This is a genomic window from Lysobacter sp. N42 (assembly GCF_004344885.1).
The window spans coordinates 1-20784 of the sequence record NZ_SKFB01000003.1; the positions used below are offsets into that span (position 1 = coordinate 1).

The following is a 20784-nucleotide window of genomic DNA, read 5'->3' on the forward strand; positions in this document are numbered from 1 at the left end:
GGCTATAGTTCGATGCTTATCCTGTAAGTGCCCACACAGATTGCTTGGCTTGATATATTGTTAAAGAACGTTGCTTCTGCTCGAAGCGAGGTGCGCATTCTACACACCCATTTTTTTATGTCAACTCATTGATGAAAACTTTTTTCATTTTTCTATGTTTGAGCTAACCATTTGCACCTGTTAAGTAAATGTTACCTTCTACTTTTGGGTGCTTTAATCTGAAATTTGGATAAAGCCGCTAATTAGTAGCTTTTAACAATCCTTAATTTTCCAGATAACTCTTCAATCGCTTGCTATTTCTAGCTTTGCTCCCGAAGAAGTGGGGCGCATTATATCGATCAATTTACAATTCACAAGGGCTTTTTTAAGGTTTTTGTCGATTTAAATGTCGAATGGATGATTTTCCACCAGGTTGGTGGAAATAAGCACACTATAAATGCTTAGAGCCAAGCGTTAGAATATAAGCACACATTATTATTGAGAGGATCAGGAATGAATACTGGCCGATCTTACAAAGGTATTAAGCCAACCTTAGGCAACAATGTTTATATAGACGAGTCTTCAGTTATTGTAGGTGACATTCAGATAGGCGACGACAGTAGTATATGGCCATTGGTAGCTGCGCGCGGAGACGTGAACTATATTCGCATTGGTACCCGAACAAATGTACAAGACGGATGCATTCTTCACGTCACCCGAACTAGCAATAGTAATGAAGAGGGCTTTCCATTGATTATTGGTGACGACGTTACGCTTGGTCACCAAGTAATGCTACACGGTTGTCGCCTTGGCAATCGCATCTTAGTTGGCATGTCTGCAGTAATTATGGACAACGCTGTCGTAGAAGATGACGTGATTATAGGCGCAGGCTCTTTAGTTCCGCCGGGTAAAACATTAGAGAGTGGATTCTTATATGTAGGCAGCCCAGTGAAAAAGGCGAGAGCACTCACCAAAGAAGAGCTCGCATTTTTACCGAAGTCTGCAGAGAACTACGTAGAACTTAAAAACGATTATTTAAACGAGCCTTCCTAATAAACATAGAAGCTCGTATTAATGAAAGTTGCGCGAACGAATGTGCGCAGCAGGAAGCCGGTCGGTGTAGTCTCGCATACGACCGGCGATAACATGAATAACATCCCCGTGAATTTCTAGAATTCCTCTCACTAACAATAAACGTGCATGTAACCACTCTTGCCGCTGCTCCCTAGCTCTGTCTTGCCAAAGCACCACATTAATATTCCCAGTGTCGTCTTCTAAAGTAATGAAAGTTACTCCTTTACTTGTGCCTGGTCTTTGTCTTCCTGTAACTAATCCTAATGCAGTAATAATTTGACCATGCCGAAGTTGAGGCAGTTCATTAGCTTTTCTATGTTTGGGTAAACTATCTTTGCCTTTTAAGTATTGGCGGAGTAATGCGACGGGGTGCGCTCCTAAGGTTAACCCCATAGAGTTATAATCTTCTTTCATTGACTCTATGGGATGCGGAGCAGGTAAATTTATTTGCGCCTTTTCATCTAAAGATTCGAGCAACGGCAATTGCTCGCCTAACTCAGTAAGCTCCCAACGACTTTGGTAACGATGATTCGCTAAAACAGAAAATGCATCTGCACTTGCTAACGCTTCAATACTTCCTTGTTGTATTTGGATACGCTGTATTTCACGCATACAAGAAAACCCAGCACTCGGACGACTCGCAAGCAGTAATTCTATGTCTTGGTACCGTACGCCTTTTACCAGTCGAAAACCTAGTCTAATTTCTGGTCCGCGACTGCCATGGTGTAATGCATGGTCCCAACCACTTTGGTTAATGCATACCGGGTGAATAACAACGCCATGCCTTTTAGCGTCTTGAATAAGCTGAGAAGGAGAATAGAAACCCATAGGCAAACTATTGAGTAGCCCTACGTAGAATGCGGCAGGGTAATGATACTTCAACCAAGCAGAAGCATACGCAAGAATAGCGAAACTAGCTGCATGAGACTCGGGAAAGCCATATTCACCAAAACCCAGAATTTGTGCGTACAAGCGCTCAGCAAATGACTCGGGGTAACCTCGCGCAAGCATGCCTTTAACTAATTTATACCGAAAAGGCTCTAGTTGACCGTGACTTTTCCAGCTTGCCATTGCTCGCCGTAATTGATCAGCCTCGCCACCTGAAAAACCAGCAGCAACCATAGCCAGCTTAATCACTTGCTCTTGAAAAATGGGAACACCTAGCGTTCTTCTTAATACATCAGCAACTTCATCGCTTGGATACTCGATAGGCTCTAGCCCATCTCGACGTCTTAAATAAGGATGAACCATGTCTCCTTGAATAGGTCCGGGGCGAACAATGGCGACTTGAATAACAAGATCGTAGAACGTTGCCGGCTTTAAACGTGGCAGCATACTCATTTGCGCGCGCGACTCTATTTGAAATACACCAATAGAGTCTGCTTTTTGTAGCATTCCATAAACTTGCTTATCTTCTTGTGGAATAGAAGCAAGATCATAGGAGTCACCATAAAACTCAGGTAACGAAGACAGCCCTTTACGTAAGGCCGTTAACATTCCTAAAGCCAAAACATCTACTTTTAACAAGCACAAACTTTCTAAGTCGTCCTTGTCCCACTGAATTACAGTTCGCTCTGGCATAGAAGCATTTTCGACCGGCACTAACTCGGACAGCGGACCTGATGAAATAATAAAGCCGCCTACATGCTGAGATAAATGCCTAGGTGTACCTAATAGCATGGAGACAAGTTTCACTAACATAGAGCCGCGAGGATGTTTTTCAATGCCTAATGCCATTAACTGCTGCGCCCAACCTTCCTGGCTATCTCGACGATCAAGCCTAGCAAGCAGTTCTGCCAACATACCCTCTGAAAAGCCTAGAGCTTTGCCGACATCTCGAATAGCACTACGCAAACGATAAGTAATCACCGTAGCGGCAAGCGCCGCCCGTTCTCTACCATACTTCTGGTAAATATATTGAATCACTTCTTCACGACGCTCGTGCTCAAAGTCTACGTCGATATCTGGTGGTTCATTACGTTCTTTAGAAATAAACCGTTCGAATAATAGGTCAGACTGAGCAGGGTTTACCGCAGTAATACCTAGGCAATAACACACCGAGGAGTTTGCTGCCGAACCACGGCCTTGATGCAAAATTCCTTGGGCTCTCGCGAAGCTTACAATGTCGTGAATCGTTAAAAAGAAATGTGCGTAACCAAGTTCTCGTACCAACTTTAATTCGTACTCAATTTGCTTTCGCACTTTACTAGGCAAGCCTTCAGGGTAACGATCCTTTGCTCCTTGCAAAGTTAACTTACGTAGCCATTGGTCTGGAGTGTAATCTGGCGGTACTACTTCACTGGGATACTCGTAACGTAAACTCCCCAAGTCGAAGCTACATAAATCAGCAACATTTAACGTTTCTTTTATGTACTCAGGCGCATATAAAGACTTAATGTCACCTAACGTTCGTAACGTACGTTCTGCATTTCTCTCTGCTTTTGTACCTAACTCATCAATTTTGCATCCTTCACGAATAGCCGACATAACTTCGTGAAGCGGTACACTACTAGAATGATGAAACAAAGCACCGGAACAGCTGACTAAAGGACATTTATATTGCTGACTTATGGTTATTAATTCTTTGTGCCGCTTAATATCGCTTTCTGCAAGACTTCGTAAATAACCTATCCACAACCTACCCTGGAACGCTGTAGACATTTTCTGCATAAAATGATGAGCACGAGTGTCTAGTTCAGAGGGAGGAAGCCAAATACATAAGCAACAAGATAAGGGCACTTGTAGTAGCCATTCAGGTATAAATTGATAACTTCCCTTTTCCGCTGCTCTACGACATTTTGTAATGAAGGCACTCAATTGCGCATAGCCTTCTCTGTTTTGACAGAGTAAAACCCAGCGCCCTAAGCTTTGTGTTCTAAACTCACTTCCTATGATCACTTTAATAGAACTATGTTTGGCCGCTTGCCAAGCCTTAACGGCGCCAGCTACTGAACACTCATCAGTAATGGCTAACGCTTGATAACCTAGGCTCTCAGCTTGCTTCACAAGTTGTTCTGGCGAAGAAGCACCCCGCAAAAAAGAGTAGTGGGACAAACAGTAAAGCTCTGCATAACTCATTAGCTAAACCATCCTTGCAACCACCAGCAGCTTTGACGGTAACAATAAAACACCCAGCCAAGCCGACCACTTAAGTGGCGCGCTTGATAATAATCTCGCGTACTTTCTTCGCCCGTTTGCCACCAGCTCGTTCTTATACGCTCGGGTCCTAAACCCAGCTGCCATTCATGAATATCAATTCGCTGGGCATGTAGGCATAACCAAGCAGGGCGACGAATAACCTCTTCTCGATCATGCGAAGGTTGTATGGGCTGCCCAGCTAACCGTCTCTGCCAACTCAGTTCTGGTAACCAATAATGCTGTGTTTGTATGGCATAAACCCGCTCGGTTCCCATACGAAGCTGCAACTGATTTAAAAGCTGATGCAAAGGAACTGACGTTGAAGTGTGCTGATTCCATAGATCGGCCATTACAGCTTCATGGTTTTTCCAACCCTTCGCATGAACACTTAATTCAACAACGGGCGCTTTCAACACTTCATGCTCTGCTTTTAACTGACATAACGACAAAAATTCATCTGTAGTAACACAGCCATGTGGAGCACTCACGACCAGTTCTTGTTTCGGCTGCTCTCTGAAATATAAATGAATAACTAACTTTGTAGCCGCTTTACCTCGACCTTGTAAAAAGCGTTCTAATTCTCGAAAAACGCGTTTCAATGAAAACTGTAAGCCTTGCCAACTTTCAGCTTCTGAAGGCAAAACAATACGCTGATAAAAACTATGGGGTGGTTGGTAGGGTGCTAAACGCATGCGATGGTGCCCTTCCAGTTGTGCCAATAAAAGCACAATGTCTTGCCCCAACTTTCTACCTATTTCCTTTCGAGGAATAGCTTTTAAGTCTTCTAACGTATGTAAACCGAAGCGTACTAATTTCTCGATTTGCTTATGCTCGCAGGGCAACTGCTCAATCAGAATTTCATCTATATGAGACGCTTCAAACCTTGCTAATAAACGTGCGGCGGCAGGTGACACATGCACACCTTGTTTTACATGAACGGCAAATGGATGTAGCTGAACATGTAAAGCTTTTTGCCAAGCTGCTGCGTTAGGGTATACACGACGCATAGGCTGCAAGTTCAGCCATAAGCCATCGGGCGGGTCGAGATAAATATCAGAAAAGCCTTGGTAGATGTGTGTCGCTAACTGCCGTAACTGCTGGTTCTGCTCTAACTCTTTCCATGGGTAGGCTGCCATATCTTCAGCTAACAACCATGCTCGCGCTAACGGAGTACCGCTGTATACGCCACACTCCCGCGCTTTCGTATTACTTTGAACGACAGCTTGTTTGCGGTCTTGAGGGTCATATAGAACCGTAGCTCTACTTTCTAAAGCAGGTGTTAGAGCTTGCAAACGATCAAGCTGCAACTGAGGAAAATAAAGATACAACCAATGCATAGGTTCACTACTAAGCCGTAGCTCGCAACCAGTGAAGAGGTTTATGTAGCTCTACCTGCACAGGCCAACCTTGTGCGCGTTTTATGACTTCGATATTACGACAGTCGGTAGACAAGCGCAGGCGTGTAGTGAAAGGCCTAGCCTCTTCTGGTTGTATGTCGCTGATGACAAAAGCAATAGCACCACTGTTTTGCACCGCAAGGTGAAGCCTGCGGCACGCCGGCTGGCTTAAACTTGAGCTCCATAAAATAACCATTCCCGCTGAGCCGGAACGCAATATATGCTCCGCAGACCATAAAGCGTCTGCTTCGGTTTGCGGCGTCAGTACAATGTGCTGACTTTGTGGGTCTACGTAGCGAGCTAACCCAGAAGCGCAGGGCAGAGCGGGCGGAGCAATCCAAAATACTGGACGTTTTTGCGCGCCACTCCATGCTAATGCATTTTTAAGTAACACCACCTCTCCCGAAAAAGGTTGTTTCACCTGTATTTCATGCAGCTTTTGCCATTGCCACCCGCCGTGTAGCTTGTCGTCGAGCTCGCCGACCCCCGTAGCAATATTGTGCCCGCCGCTATTTTCTGCCGAACCTTGCTGAACACGACCTTGCCACACGTCTCCGCGTGACATAAGGCGGTTAAGAGAAACACTATTTACAGCCATAAACCTCACCAATAACTGTATATTTATACAGTATATTCTAGAGGTATTTTGTGGATGATCAAGAGAATTCGCACGGCGAATTGAGAAGCGGTATGATATGCAGGTTTTTTACTAGCTAAGGCATTGAAAGCATGCTTCGTTTTTTACCCGGGCCAATCAAAGTTATTATTAATTTCACATGGGCAGCACTAGCAACCGCGATTATTGGGCTGCTTATTATTGTTGTAGGAATATTCAAGTTACTACTGCCTATTCCCCCTATAAAAAGGCTCACCAGTAGTATTGCCAACGGTTTGTTCCGACTTTGGGCTTATTCGGTTTCAGGGCTTTTCAGCCTGACACATAAAACCGAATGGGTTATTGAAGGCGACTTACCCGACAATAGAAATGGTTGGTACATGATTCTTTGCAACCATTTAAGCTGGGTCGACATTCCTTTACTTATGCATTTGTCTCGCAAGCAGCTGCCTATGCCGCGCTTCTTCTTGAAGCAAGAGTTATTCTGGGTGCCGGTTATTGGTTTGGGCTGCTGGGTTTTAGACATGCCATTTATGAAACGCTACAGCCGCGAACAAATTGCGAAAAAGCCTGAGCTAAAAGGCAAAGATATAGAAACCACGCGAGAAAAATGTGAGAAGTTTAGAGACATTCCCACAACCATCATCAACTTCTGTGAGGGTACTCGACTTACCCCTGAAAAGCACAAGCGCAAGCAAAGTGAATTTCAAAACTTGCTCCCGCCAAAGGCTGGTGGAACGTCTTTCACTTTGCAAGCCATGGGTGAGCAATTTCAAGAGATCTTAGATGTAACGGTGGTATACCCAGGCATTCAACCGGGCGAGTCGGTGGTTTACCCATTGCTTTCAGGTAAGTTAAAGAAAATCTATGTGCATATCGATCGCATTCCGGTAACACCAGACTTACGCGGTGACTACTTTAACGACGAAGCATTTAGAGGTCACTTTCAAGCTTGGCTAAACGAACGCTGGAAAAAGAAAGACCAGCGTATTAGTCAGTACCGTTCTGATCACGAGTAATTCCGTTCTCGCCTAACAACTGCCCAAGTTCACGCACGTCGCGTCCACTTGGGCTTTGGAATACGCGCAAACCAAACTCAGGAAGAATAGCGAGCAAATGGTCGAAAATATCCGACTGAATACCTTCATATTTTGCCCATTCCGTGGTGTTGGTAAAAGCATAAACCTGTAACGGCAAGCCTTCAGAAGTAGGGCTTAATTGCCGCACCATAACCAACATATCCTGATGAATACCTTGGTGGCTCTGCAAGTAACGACGAACATAAGCTCGGAACGTACCAATATTCGTAATTCGGCGAGTATTTACTGGCTCTTTGCCCGCTTCTTTCAGTTCAGCGTTCCAGGCATCAATTTCTTGCTGCTTTTCTGCCATATAATCATGTAGCAAACGAAAGCGTTGTAAACCCTTTTTCTCATCGGCGGATAAGAACCCAATACTTTGCTGGTCGAGCAGGATATTGCGCATAATGCGGCGCCCACCCGACTCTTGCATGCCTCTCCAATTCTTAAAGCCGTCAGTAATAAAACGTCGGGTTGGAATAGAACAAATGGTGCGGTCCCAGTTTTGAACCTTCACCGTATGCAATGCAATATCGATGACTTCGCCGTCGGCACTTAAGTGCGGCATTTCCACCCAATCGCCCACACGAATGATGTCGTTCGAGGAAATTTGCATACTTGCCACAAGTGACAGCAACGTGTCCTGGAACACAAGCAGCAATACTGCTGCCATTGCGCCTAAACCAGAAAGCAATATAAGCGGCGAGCGATCAATAAGTGTGGCGATCATTAAAATAGCGGCAATCACATACACTGCTATTTTAAAAACCTGGATATAACCTTTTATAGGTTTGCGGGCGGCGTCGTATTTACGCTCATAAACAAGATTCGCCAATGTAAGCGAGCCGTTAATCGCAAGCGCTATGGTTAATACAATAAAAGCGTTAACCACGTTATGCACCACGGTGATCACGACCTCCGGCATTTGCGGAACGCGGTGAACACCAAAATACAGCACAAGTGCCGGTATAATATTCGCCAAACGAGCAATGATGGTCGACTTCATTACTCGCTTGTCTTCTTCTAATTGCAGCGCATCCAAGCCTTTTACAATAACTCGAATTAAAGCGTGTTTAACCACGAAGTTACTCACCGCGGCAACAGTGAGTAACACAAAAATTCCAAAGGTCAGTTCAAGATTCGGGTGCTCGGCAATTTTCGCGTAAAAAGACTGCCAAGCTTCCGTTAATCCTTCCATTGAATGCGCTCCAGGGGTCGCTTATTGGTCTTTATTCAGCAAGAAGCGAGCAAGTTCCATGTAGTCGTTGAAGAAATTCGTGCTATCGCGGAAACCTTGCTGAATCATGCGGTATTTACCATTCACAACGAATGTTGGCGTGCTACGAATATTGAAGTCGCGTGATGCGCTGCGCATACGGTTTCCTAAGCTACGCGCCGCAAAGCTCCCATAAGCTTGCTCGAACTGAGGCCCTGCAATGCCCATTTGCTCAAAGATACCTTTCACATCTTCAAATGTATTACTTTGATTACGGTTTACGAAATGCTCGTGGAAAATACGTTGCTTATATTCGCTTGCAACGTCTAGCATTTCCGCAACAGCCCAAGCACGAACAATAACTTCACCCATGTCGCGCGGAGCAATAAAGTCTACTTGGTAAGCTTTGTATGCTTCTGGGAATTCACTCGCCAACTGTCTGCTGAACGGTTGGAACTGATAACAAGCACCACAGTAAACAGAGAAAAAGTCGATGATTTCCGGTTCACTGGTCGCTTCGTCTGAAATGACTTCGTAATGCACGCCTTCTTCAAAGTCCATCGCAAACGCAGGAATGCTTAACATGCTAAGTACCGCAGCGGCGGCCAATAAAAACTTCTTCATAAACGTTTATTCCATTAGTTTTTCAAAAAATCGGAGGCATTATGCCCACACACACATTAAGGCTGCAAGCGCAGAGGCGGTTCTTGCATATTCGCCAACTGCTCTTTTAATGCGAGAATTTGCTGCTCCCAATAACGAGCTTCGGCAAACCACGCAAAAGAGAACGTAAATGCAGGGTCTCCCCAGCGCTTTGCTAACCAGGCCATATATTGAATGATTCTAAAACTGCGCAAAGGTTCAATTAATCTTAATTGAGAAGCGTCAAAAGATGTAAATTCTTCGTAAGCCGACACCAAAGTGTCCAGTTGCAAAGTCTGTTGCTGCCGGTCGCCGCTAAGCATCATCCACAAGTCTTGAATTGCAGGACCTTGCCTTGCGTCGTCAAAGTCGACAAAGGTTAAACCATCGTCGCGAACCAACAAGTTTCCCACGTGGCAGTCGCCATGAAGTCGAATGGTGTCGTAACGCTCCCACTCAATCTCCAGTAACTGCTTCACTACTGGCTGTAAAATGGCTTCAAAAGCGGTACGCAAACTATCGGGCATTAAGGGGCAAGCTAAAAGCGTCTCTTGAATATCTTTCAGAATAGCTTTATCGATTAAAGTGGGGCGTTGCTGAAATTGTTTTACTTTTGCCACTTGGTGCATGCGCCCCAACTGTCTTCCAAGCTCGTCTAAATGATCAAGGTTGTCACTTTCGAGGGCTCTACCGCCAACACTTGGAAATACCGAAAACCGATAGCCCTGATACTCAAATAAGGAAACACCATTTTCTCGAATGGGCTGCACCACAGGGATGTCGACGTCATGTAGTTCACTTAAAAAGTCGTGCTCTTCTTGAATTTGTGCATTGCTCCAACGCGCAGGGCGGTAAAACTTCACCACGTAACGCTGCCCGCCGTCGTTCAAGAATTGGTAAACCCGGTTTTCGTAGCTATTAAGTGCCAGTAACCCCGAGCTAGGGTAGTAACCTACCGACTCCAAGGCATCCAGAATCAGCTCTGGGCTGAGCGAAGAAAAAGTAAAGTCACTCATGGGTTACCGATAAATAAAGTTCGATTCAACGGTCATATTCACGCGTTCTTCGTTTATCGACTGCACAGTGAAGGTCACTTCTTTCATGGGCGTATCAAGAAAATAGGGGTCTATGGCCAAACTAATCGGTATGGTTTCCGTACTTCCGCCCTCTAACGTAATTTCTGTTGGCCCGTGCCATTGCAGGTCTTCAACTCCCTCGGCTTGTGCACTCAACGTATATATTTGAGCTTCTTGCGACTTGTTGATCACACGTAGGGTGTACACGTTTTCAATATAACCTTGCTGATTTTCTCTAAATAGTGAGTTTCGATCACGAATAACGTCGAACTCGAGTGGAATGCGAAGCAGTATGTCGAGCACCAATAAGCCTGTTAATACGGTTAACGCCAACCCATAGCCTACACTTTTAAAACGAAATAACTTGGTGCGTTTACCTTCCAGCTGATTTTCCGTGGTAAAGCTAATCAGCTTGCGAGGGTAATTCATTTTATCCATGACGCCGTCGCAAGCATCAATGCAAGCACCACAGTTTATACATTCGTATTGCAGCCCATTTCTAATGTCGATACCCGTTGGGCATACCTGCACACATAATTGGCAATCGATGCAATGACCTAATCCGACTTCGTCTAAGTCCGCTTTACGCTTACGCGGCCCTCGTGGTTCGCCTCGCTTCTCATCGTAAGCCACTATAAACGTGTCTTTGTCGAACATTGCAGACTGGAACCTTGCGTATGGGCAAATGTGCGTGCACATGATTTCACGCATCCAACCCGCATTTCCATAAGTCGCAAAGGTGAAAAATAAAACACAGCCAGTTGCCCAAGCACTGCTGTTCCATAAGAAAAACTCTTGGAATAGGGCGCGTATGTCCGTGAAGTAACCAACAAAGGTCATCGAGGTGAGTACAGCAACAACCAACCAAGCAGAATGTTTGGCTGTTTTACGCCAGAACTTGTCGAAGTCCATGGGGCGAGCATCTAGCTTCATTCGTTGGTGGCGGCTGCCCTCAATTTTCCGCTCGAACCACATAAAAATAAAAGTCCATGTAGTTTGCGGGCAGGTAAACCCGCACCAAACACGACCATATAACGTCGTGACCAAGAACAGAGCAAAAGCCCCAATCATAAAAATCCACGCCAAAATAGTGAGATCTTGCGGCCAAAGCGTCAGTCCGAATATACGGAACTTCTGGTCAAGAATGTCGAGTAAAATGGCTTGTTCGCCATTCCAAGTTAGCCAAGGTAACAAAGCAAAAGCCGCCATAAGCGCGAAACCAAGCACTCGTCTTAGGGTTTCTACACGTCCTTTGACTTCACGAACGTAAATTTGATCTCGTGGTGCGTAACTGTTGTTACTTTTGCTGGGATCGGGCTTATGAATACGAACCGACTTCGGAGGCGCGTCTTGAACTTCTATTTTTTGTTCCATGGCAATACCACTTTTAAGCCATTAAAGGCGTTAGTATACGCCCCTTAACTACGAATTTCATGTACTGGCCCGCTCAATAGCGCAGTCAAGAAGCAAGTTTGTACCCATTTCAATATGGTGCCAATGCGACCATTCATCTGGTGCATGACTCACCCCACCCACAGACGGAATAAAAATCAAACCCGACTCGGTAATATGAGTAAAAAATTGCACGTCATGGCCAGCACCGCTGGGCATTACTTTATACTCCCATCCTCGCTCCTTCGCCTTGATCTCCATCAAATCAATCATACTTGGGGCGCAGTAATTCGGGCCTAACCAGCTCACTTCGTCATATTCGAAATGCAGTCTATGTCTTCGTGAAATCGCCCGAAGCGTTCGCTCACAAGCCTCCGACAAAGCTTTCATGACATCTTCGCTCATGTCTCGGCCAACGATAGTGAAAATGACTTCTCCTGGTACGGTGTGCGGATACCCTGGTTTTAAATCAACTTTACCCACAGTAATACGGCTCATGTCCGTGCCCCATTCATCAATAATTCTTTGAATTTCGTGCGCAAAGTCCGCCAACCCCATGAACGCGTCACTTCGCATATGCATTGGCGCCGTACCTGCGTGATCAGCTTTACCTTTGAGTTTCACAATCCACTTAAATACCCCCGAAATACCTTCTACAACACCCAATGGAATTTTCTCAAGGTCGAGCACAGGGCCTTGTTCTATGTGCAGTTCCAAATAAGCTTTCATTTGGTCTTTTTGCCACGCTGCATCTAACGCCCCCATCGGGTCGAGGCCTTGCTTTTTCATCTCATCGGCAAGGTAAACACCATCAGCATCATGTGCAGACAAGATCCATTCCGGCGTGAGATCTCCGGTAATGGCTTGCACTCCAAACATACCGCCGAAACGACCTTCTTCTTCTGCAGTTCCTAATACTTTAAGCGGGTGTTGCAGGTTGAGCTCGTGGTCGCGAACTGTACGCATCACTTCTAAGCCAGCCATTACACCTAAACTACCGTCAAACATACCGCCAGCAGGAACTGAGTCTAAGTGCGAGCCCATCACAACCGCACTATCTTCCTCATGTTTTCCTGTGTCGTAGCCCAACCATACGTTTCCAGCTCCGTCCATGTCCGCGCTAAAACCGTCGTTCTTGGCCAAATCAATAAGCCATCGCCTTGCTTCCATGTCTGCGTCTGTAAAACCCGAACGGTAGATACCTTTGTCATCAGGGTTAAAACCAATACGAGAAAGCTCCATTAGGCTTTCTTTGAGGCGAGGAAGATTGATGTTTGGCATGAAAACTCCTTGTTTTGTCTACCTAAAGACTAGAACAAGGCATGCGTTTAGCAACTTAAGTTGGCGTGATATTCAGAATAGTTGTGGCGAATCCGAAGTAGATAAGAACACCACTGGTGTCTGCAATTGTGGTGACCAGAGGTGTACTTGCTGTAGCAGGGTCCCAACCTAAACGGTTAAGTACAAACGGCAGTAGTACCCCAATTAAACTACCCACGAGAACAATACAGAACATACTGATCGCAACAACCAGAATAATTTCCGGACCGGCGCGCCACCAGCCTACGACCATAATGGCAACCGCCATAGTTACACCAAGACCAATTGAAACCGTAAGTTCCTTGAATAGCATCCGGAACCAGTCGGTTCTGGCAATTTCACCTGTGGCAATACCACGAACCATAAGCGTAGCAGCCTGCGCACCCGTGTTACCGCCGGAAGCAATAAGTAACGGTAAGAAGAACAATAAAGCGCCATACGCTTGAATGGTCGCTTCAAAGTAGGCGATTCCTGCTCCCGAGAAGATATTGGCAAACACTAACAAAACCAACCAATTAATCCGTCGGCGGTAAAGTAGGATAGGGCTTGCGTCTTTCAAACCGCCATCAATTTTTCCGACCGTTGCCGATTTGTGCATGGTGTCGGTGTCTTCTTCTTCCACAACGTCCATCGCGTCATCGAAGGTCACCATGCCCACAAGAATATTGTCGTGGCTAATAATAGGAATCGCAATAAAGTCGTAGCGGCTGATAATTCTGGCTGCTTCTGCTTGTGGCATATCGGGTGTCAACGTCACTACGTCTTTCACCATTATGTCGTCAATCGGGTCGTCCGGTGACGCGGTAATTAAGTCACGCAAAGACACTACGCCATGCAGTTTATGATCGCTGTCGACTACATAAGCCTGATAAATAGTTTCCTTTTCTGGGGCACTCTGGCGAAGCCTACGTAACGCAGTTTCAACCGTGCCTCCCATAGGAATGGCGGCATAGTCTGAGGTCATCACAGCCCCGACCGAACCCTCTTCATAACTTGCCAACCGCAGCATATCCTCGCGCTCACGCTTTGCCATTCTGCGCATGAGTGCATCTTGCAGTTTTAGGTCCAACATGGCGTACACGTCGGCACGTTCATCTGAACTCATGTCACGGAATAACTTGGCGAGTAAACCAATTTCCATGTGGGTAGCAAGTTCTTGCTGGTTGTTCGGGCGAAGGTAGCCAAAAACGTCAGCCTGTTGCTCAGGCGTCATTTTTTCAAGTAAGGCGAGGGCGTTATAAACTTCGAAGTGTTCGTCGATATACTCTGCAATATCCGCTGAAGCCATGTCTGACAGCATGGTGCGCAAGGCTTTTTCATTGCCTTGTTCGATCATATCTATCAAATGTTCTTGTGACTCAACGGCCATGACCAATCTCCTGTGTCATGCGACGGTATAGCTTATTTTACAATGAAATCAAATTGTAACGCCAAATAATTATACATACTTATAGTACAGTTGGAATTTCTAGCTGTGCTTCATGATTAGCTTTAAAACTATTCGACATTAAGGTCGCAAAATCATTACCTTCGCGGTAAATGAAAACAGCATCAATACCCAACTCGTTTGCTAGCGATAACCCACGCTGCTCTCCCAACACAAGTAACGCGGTGGCCCAAGCATCAGCCTCTGCCGCAGACTCGAGCAACACATGTACAGCGGCCAACCGGTGAGCAATCGGGCGACCGTTTGTCGGATTTATAGTATGCGAATAGCGCACACCATTTTCTTCAAAATAATTTCGGTAGTCTCCGGAGCCTAAAATTGCCATATTGGTAAGCGGCAAAATATGTTGCGCCATTTGTCGTTGGTCTGTAGGAACTTCAATGCCCACACGCCACATAGCATCTTCGCTGCGTTTACCTTGGCTGCGCAAGTCTCCGCCTATATTCACTAAGAAGTTCTCGATGCCTAAATCTAGTAAATACTCACTAACTTGGTCTACCGCATAACCCTTAGCAATACCTGAAAGGTCAATGAACACATCAGCAAGTCTTGTGGCGGTTTGGTTTTGCGCATCTAGTTCTACTTTGTTGTAACCCACCCGCGCTAGGCGTGTTTGCAACAATTCATTTGGTGGGGCCGAAGTTACCCGACCTTCAGGACCGAACCCCCACAAATTAACAAGACCACCTACGGTGTTGTCGAACGCTCCACCCGAGGCTTCAGACACGTCTAATGAAAGTTCTAATACTTCAAATAGCTCAGCTGGAACTGGAAAAGGAACACCCACTGGCGCTTGGTTAAGCTGCATTAAATTCGACTGTTCTTTATAGGTCGACATTTGCATGTCTACTCGATTAAGAACTTCAAGTACACCTTGCTCTACTTCTTCTCGCTCATAACGCTCAGAGCCTGCAATAGTCACCTGGAAAAACGTTCCAAAAATATTGCCTTGTAGTGTTTCAGGCTCTTTTGAACAAGCGCTAAGGAATATACCTAAGCAAAGTAAACTTACCCATTTGAATACTGTTTTCATCACCAAACTGCTCCAATAATCAGTAAGCCTAATAACACACGATAAATAACAAACGGCTGCATTCCGATACGCTTTATGAATGCTAAAAAGTAATGAATACACGCATAGGTACTCACCACCGCGACAATAAAGCCTACCAACAGCGGACCTAACCCCATAGTTGTGCCTTGTTGCACAAGCTCTATGGTGTAAAGCAGTCCCGCGGCCGCAATCACAGGTACTGACAACAAGAAAGAAAAACGAGCAGAAGCTTCCCTAGACATACCTAAAAACAATGCGGCTGTCATAGTAATGCCCGAACGAGAAGTTCCTGGGATAAGCGCCAGCGCTTGAGAAAAGCCAATCACGATAACGTCTTTTAAATTTAAGTCGTATTCAGTGCGTTTGCCGCGACCTTTCCAGTCCGCTAATCCTAAAAATAGCCCGAAAACAATAAGCGCTGTTGCCATAATCCATGGGCTTCTTAGAATTGTTTCAGCATAGTCTTTCAGTAAAATGCCCAGCGCCCCCGCAGGGATAGTGCCGATAATAACCCACCACGCTAGCTTCGAGTCTTTGGTGCGTTCACCGCCCACCAGCGAACCAGTCCAGTCTTTTGCCATGGCAAATAACTCGTGCCGGAAATAAGTCACAACCGCTACCAACGAACCCGCATGTAAAATTACGTCGAAGTCTAAACCCTGGTAAACCTCACCGAACCATTCGCCAGCTAGCACTAAATGGGCTTGACTAGAAACAGGTAAGAACTCGGTAATCCCTTGCACCAACGCTAAAATAATTGCGGTAATGTATTCCATGAAATGGTCTCTGATTATAATTTTTATCGAAGAAAGAGAGTCTTTTAGTAGGCTGAAAGTTTAGCAGAAACGTTGCTTAGAAACAGCTAGCGCCAACATGAATAGATAAAAAAACAACAGGCAAAAAAAAGCCCGCTATGGGGAATAGCGGGCGCAATGTTACGGTTTAAATTAGCAACAACCGTTCCCAGGGGGAAACTGAAAGGAATGATACCCCCTAAAAATGAACCTTTTGTGACAAAAGATCCGTTTGAGCAAGAAAATGTTAGCCCAAACCCTGCGTGGACAAAATCGAATAAAAGGAATTATACTAATCGAATTATAAGATTAAGGAGCGATTTATGGCGAAGCTACCCAGCCTCAAGAATCTGACCTATTTACTTGCCTTGCATCAACACCAGAACTTCAACCGTGCCGCGCAGGCTTCGTTTGTGAGCCAATCCACATTAAGTAGCGGCATTCAAAACCTTGAGGAGCAGCTCGGCTGTCAGCTTATTGAGCGCGACCATAAATCGTTTCTGTTTACTGCCATGGGTGAGGAAATTGTCGACCGAGCAAGGAATATTCTTACTCATACCGAAGAATTGGTAAATTATGCGCAAAGCAAGGGAAGCATAATGGAAGGCCCTTTGCGTGTGGGTTGTATTCCTACTATTGGCCCGTTTCTTCTAGGGCGGTTAACACAAACTTTACGGGCCCAGTATCCAAAGCTTCAACTTCATATTCGCGAAGACACCACCCAGCAGCTACTTAACCTACTTCGAGACGGCGAACTCGATATGCTTATTCTTGCCGTTCCGGTAGATATTCATGGCAACCAACAATGGGTAGTCGGTCGTGATCCTTTTAAGTTTGTAGTACACCCTAAAATTTACGACCAATTAGGCGACCCGTTCGACTACAACAACTTGCCGGACCAAAGCATTTTCCTACTTGAAAGAGAGCATTGCCTGAGTGGGCACGCGGTTACAGCATGCCGACTGGGAAATACCAAGAAAATAAATCCGTTTACTGCGTCGAGCATTCATAGTTTGGTGCAAATGGCAGAGTCGCTAGAGGGTGCCACATTTATGCCGCAACTTGCCATAGACCAAGGTATTTTAGACAACAGTGAAATGATTATTACCAATCCAGTAGACGGTGACGCATATCGGGAAATTGGGGTGGTATTTCGCCCCACCACTAGCCGCCGCCAAACCTTTAGAAAAGTGGCGGAAACCTTGGCAGAACTCATGCCTATAAACACGTTGAAGTAATGAATCTCAAAATGAATGTATTGCGTATAACTAGCAACAACGCAACAGGGAGTGAACATGAAAAAGTTAACATTAAGTTTATTAACGACAGCACTAATGAGTACAACTCATGCAGCTAGCGCGGACGACCACGGAACAACCATTGAAACGCGCTGGGCAGACATTGAAGTAGAAACGGTAGCTTCTGGCCTTGTACGCCCTTGGGGTATTTCATTCATGCCAGATGGTCGCATGCTCGTTACGGAACTACCCGGGCGGATTCGTATTGTGGAATCCGACGGCACATTAGGAGAGCCCCTAGCAGGCTTGCCTGAAGTAAAAGTGAGAAACCAAGGTGGTTTATTAGACGTAGTTCTGGCCCCCGACTTTGAAACGTCACAGCGTATTTATATTAGCTACTCAGAACCCGAGTCTCCGGGAAGCACTATTACCAGTACAGCCGTTGCCCATGCGCGTATTGTTGGCAACGAACTACAAGATTTCACCCGTGTATTCAGTGGCGAGCCAAAAGTAGAAGGCGGCAGACACTATGGCGGTCGCATGACTTTTAGTGACGACGGTCAGTATTTATTCCTCGGTTTAGGCGATCGCGGACACCAAATGATGCAAGCCCAAGAGCTCGACAGCCATACCGGGACGATCATTCGTATTCACGCTAATGGCAGCATCCCTTCCGACAACCCGTTTGTGAATGACGCAGACGCACAGTCAGAGATTTGGTCCTATGGCCACCGCAACGTTCAAGGTATCGATATTCAGCCAAGCACAGGCACCATGTGGTCTGTAGAGCATGGTCCGCAAGGGGGTGACGAAATTAACCACCCAATGGCAGGGCACAATTACGGTTGGCCACTGATCACTTACGGTGAAGAATACGGCGGCGGAGAACTTGCTGTTTCTCAAGGCACTCACAAAGACGGTTTAGAACAACCTATTTGGCACTGGACACCTTCTATCGCAGTGTCTGGCATGACTTTTTACCAAGGTGATGTATTCCCACAATGGCAAGGCAACATTCTTGCGGGCGCATTGCGTGGACAACAAATTGCTCGCATGGAAATTGAAGACGGTCGAGTGATGCACTACGAACCAATAGCTATGGACTACCGAATTCGCCAAGTTGCAGTAGGGCCACAAGGCTATGTTTACGCGCTTACCGACGAGCGTGAGAATGCGAAAATATTGAGACTAAGTCCAAAGGCTGAATAATGCGTTGTAACTCAAAAAAAATGGGGCTTGCGATTCTCGTAAGCCCTTTTCTTTTCAACTCCAGTGCCGTGGTTGGTCAGTCTGAAAATGACAGCAACGACAACATTGAAACCATTACGGTAACGGCTTCAAGAACAGAAACACCTTGGCTCAACACGCCTGCTTCGGTATCACGTGTGGAGGTGGAGCAACAATTACCGGGGCAGCGCTCTGACGTCGCCGAAATTCTCGAAGGTATTTCTGGCTTACAAGTAGATACTCGCTACAATTTCGCTCAAGACACGCGCATTACGCTAAGAGGTTTTGGAGCTCGAGCAGCCTTTGGTGTGCGCGGTGTGCGTTTGCGCTTAGACGGTATCCCGCTATCCATGCCAGACGGCCAAGCTCAAACCTCCAGCATACTTATTGACGAGCCTGAATATGTTGAGGTTCTGCGTGGTCCGCTCGCCGCTATTTATGGTAATGCCGCAGGTGGTGTTATCGACTTAAGAAGCCAAATGCCTTTAGTATCTTCCGCGTTCGTTCACTTTAGTCAAGGCAGTGCGAGCCGAGAGAAGTCGCGGTTTCAAGGAACATATCGCCGAGGTGAACAAGCTTTTCGTGTCGACTATGCCGAATTTAGCAGTGCGGGTGACAGACAGGTTGGCGCTATTGAGCGAGAGCAATTGGCGCTGCGCGGTTTTCACGACGGCGAAAATATTCGTATAACGATCCGAGTCGATGATAATGACGCCCCTGAAATCGAAGATCCACTCGCACTTACAGCGTCAGTTTGGCGCGAAAACCCCTCTCAGGTTCACCCGCGAGCATTTCAATTCAAAACACGCAAGTCAATCGCTCACCAACAACAGTCTATTACTCTTGAGGGTGTATCTATCCCGTGGCAAGTCGCATTTTGGAATGGAGAACGAGAAATTCTTCAATACCTACCTTTTGCGGGCGACGACCCGACAAGTTCAGGTGCTGTGATTGATTTAAGCCGCGCCTTTTATGGCGTTTCTGCGACATATGATTGGAACGTACCTAGCTCAAACGATTGGGTACTGACATGGGGAGCGGACTTTGCGTCACAAGAAGACACCAGAAAAGGGTATGTAAATAACGAAGGCGTTATTGGTGATTTGCGAAGAGACGAAACCGGAGAAGTGGAAAGCTCAGATCTATCTCTCATTTCCAACTTTTCGCTCACTGAACGCTGGCACTGGACCGCAGGTGTCAGAACCTCATCCATGACCTTTTCCGTGTCCGATCGCTACATCACCGCACAAAGCCCGGACGACAGCGGGCGTGCAAATATAGATGAGTGGTCTTGGAGCCAAGGACTTAACTATCAAGTGTCATCGGCTGTCAGTGCGTATATCTCTGCCGGACAAGGGTTCGAGTCACCAACACTCACAGAGATGGCCTATCGGAATACGGGCACGGGTTTAAATACCGACTTAAGACCTAGTCTTATAGAGCAAACCGAAATAGGGTTAAAATGGTACAACCCAAACTTCCGTGGGCAAGCCAGTTTATTTCTTATCGACAGTGAAGACGACATCGTTGTTGATCAAAGTAACGATGGTCGCACAACTTATCGCAACGCAGCCCAAACAGAGCGTACGGGTTTTGAATTCGAGTCGAATTGGAATTTAAGCGAACAATGGGTTTGGGACATAAGCTATACCTATCTTGACGCCACATACCAAGGCGCTGTAGCAGAATCTGGAAACCGACTACCGGGTATCGCACAAACCAACCTTTATAACCGGGTCACTTGGTTCTCGCCTTTTGGTTTACAGTTCAAGCTCAATCAAACCTATCGGTCTAAAATCGCTACGAATGATGACAACTCAGAGTTTGCACCGTCTGCCACAGTATACGACTTAAGTATCTCGTCTCAGTACACGCAAAACCGGTGGGTGATAGAGCCATGGTTCAGAATCGATAACCTCACAGACAAAAAGTACGTCGGCTCTGTAGTGGTTAACCAAGGAAGCGGGCGTTCTTTTGAGCCTGCCCCAGGCAGAGTTTGGATGATTGGTTTTAACGCCAGATTTGAGCCGTAAGTCTTATCGTCTCTTCTTTAATGGAGCGCTTTTCGCTATGATGCGAGGCGTTCCATTTTTTA

Annotated in this window: 16 protein-coding genes; 5 read left to right on the forward strand and 11 right to left on the reverse strand. The window is 46.0% G+C overall.

The window, feature by feature from the left end:
• Positions 1-492 precede the first annotated feature (492 nt).
• A complete protein-coding gene (locus tag EYQ95_RS07575) occupies positions 493-1032 on the forward strand; it encodes a gamma carbonic anhydrase family protein (protein WP_111915643.1) in 540 nt (179 codons plus the stop codon).
• 18 nt (positions 1033-1050) lie between these two features.
• Here the strand turns inward: EYQ95_RS07575 and EYQ95_RS07580 are convergent, their stop codons facing one another.
• From EYQ95_RS07580 to EYQ95_RS07590, 3 genes are read right to left on the reverse strand one after another with little or no spacing between them, the layout of a single operon-like run.
• Positions 1051-4131, reverse strand: a complete 3081-nt coding sequence (locus EYQ95_RS07580) for an error-prone DNA polymerase (RefSeq protein ID WP_111915642.1) — start codon at positions 4129-4131, stop codon at positions 1051-1053.
• Positions 4131-5528, reverse strand: coding sequence for a DNA polymerase Y family protein (locus EYQ95_RS07585; protein WP_111915641.1), 1398 nt, complete (start codon positions 5526-5528; stop codon positions 4131-4133). The genes EYQ95_RS07580 and EYQ95_RS07585 overlap by 1 nt, the downstream gene beginning before the upstream one ends.
• 10 nt (positions 5529-5538) lie before the next feature.
• A complete protein-coding gene (locus EYQ95_RS07590; RefSeq protein WP_111915640.1) occupies positions 5539-6186 on the reverse strand; it encodes an ImuA family protein in 648 nt (215 codons plus the stop codon).
• Between the two features lie 131 nt (positions 6187-6317).
• Here EYQ95_RS07590 and EYQ95_RS07595 point away from each other — a divergent pair, with 131 nt between their 5' ends.
• Entirely contained in the window at positions 6318-7223 is a 906-nt protein-coding gene (locus EYQ95_RS07595) for an acyltransferase (RefSeq protein WP_111915639.1), read from the forward strand.
• Here the strand turns inward: EYQ95_RS07595 and EYQ95_RS07600 are convergent.
• From EYQ95_RS07600 to EYQ95_RS07635, 8 genes are all read right to left on the reverse strand, one after another.
• Complete coding sequence (locus tag EYQ95_RS07600; protein WP_111915638.1) at positions 7195-8481, reverse strand: mechanosensitive ion channel family protein; 1287 nt, start codon at positions 8479-8481, stop codon at positions 7195-7197. The genes EYQ95_RS07595 and EYQ95_RS07600 overlap by 29 nt on opposite strands.
• A gap of 21 nt (positions 8482-8502) precedes the next feature.
• On the reverse strand, positions 8503-9123 hold the full coding sequence (locus EYQ95_RS07605) for a thiol:disulfide interchange protein DsbA/DsbL (protein ID WP_111915637.1): 621 nt from the start codon (positions 9121-9123) through the stop codon (positions 8503-8505).
• 56 nt (positions 9124-9179) lie between these two features.
• Entirely contained in the window at positions 9180-10157 is a 978-nt protein-coding gene (locus EYQ95_RS07610; protein ID WP_111915636.1) for a serine/threonine protein kinase, read from the reverse strand.
• A 3-nt stretch (positions 10158-10160) separates the two neighbouring features.
• On the reverse strand, positions 10161-11591 hold the full coding sequence (gene ccoG, locus EYQ95_RS07615; protein WP_111915635.1) for a cytochrome c oxidase accessory protein CcoG: 1431 nt from the start codon (positions 11589-11591) through the stop codon (positions 10161-10163).
• Positions 11592-11648: 57 nt separating this feature from the next.
• The gene (locus EYQ95_RS07620) at positions 11649-12890 is read right to left on the reverse strand and encodes a Zn-dependent hydrolase (protein WP_111915634.1); all 1242 of its coding nucleotides are present in this window, start codon (positions 12888-12890) and stop codon (positions 11649-11651) included.
• A 55-nt stretch (positions 12891-12945) separates the two neighbouring features.
• Entirely contained in the window at positions 12946-14298 is a 1353-nt protein-coding gene (gene mgtE, locus EYQ95_RS07625; protein ID WP_111915633.1) for a magnesium transporter, read from the reverse strand.
• A gap of 79 nt (positions 14299-14377) precedes the next feature.
• Positions 14378-15409, reverse strand: coding sequence for an FAD:protein FMN transferase (locus tag EYQ95_RS07630; RefSeq protein ID WP_111915632.1), 1032 nt, complete (start codon positions 15407-15409; stop codon positions 14378-14380).
• Positions 15409-16206, reverse strand: coding sequence for an undecaprenyl-diphosphate phosphatase (locus EYQ95_RS07635; RefSeq protein WP_111915631.1), 798 nt, complete (start codon positions 16204-16206; stop codon positions 15409-15411). Before EYQ95_RS07635 ends, EYQ95_RS07630 begins: the two co-directional genes overlap by 1 nt.
• A 341-nt stretch (positions 16207-16547) precedes the next feature.
• Between EYQ95_RS07635 and EYQ95_RS07640 the strand changes: the two genes are divergently transcribed.
• From EYQ95_RS07640 to EYQ95_RS07650, 3 genes are read left to right on the forward strand one after another with little or no spacing between them, the layout of a single operon-like run.
• On the forward strand, positions 16548-17462 hold the full coding sequence (locus EYQ95_RS07640) for a hydrogen peroxide-inducible genes activator (RefSeq protein WP_111915630.1): 915 nt from the start codon (positions 16548-16550) through the stop codon (positions 17460-17462).
• A gap of 57 nt (positions 17463-17519) precedes the next feature.
• Complete coding sequence (locus tag EYQ95_RS07645; protein WP_111915629.1) at positions 17520-18671, forward strand: PQQ-dependent sugar dehydrogenase; 1152 nt, start codon at positions 17520-17522, stop codon at positions 18669-18671.
• Positions 18671-20722, forward strand: coding sequence for a TonB-dependent receptor (locus EYQ95_RS07650; RefSeq protein ID WP_111915628.1), 2052 nt, complete (start codon positions 18671-18673; stop codon positions 20720-20722). The genes EYQ95_RS07645 and EYQ95_RS07650 overlap by 1 nt, the downstream gene beginning before the upstream one ends.
• The last annotated feature ends 62 nt before the right edge of the window (positions 20723-20784 follow it).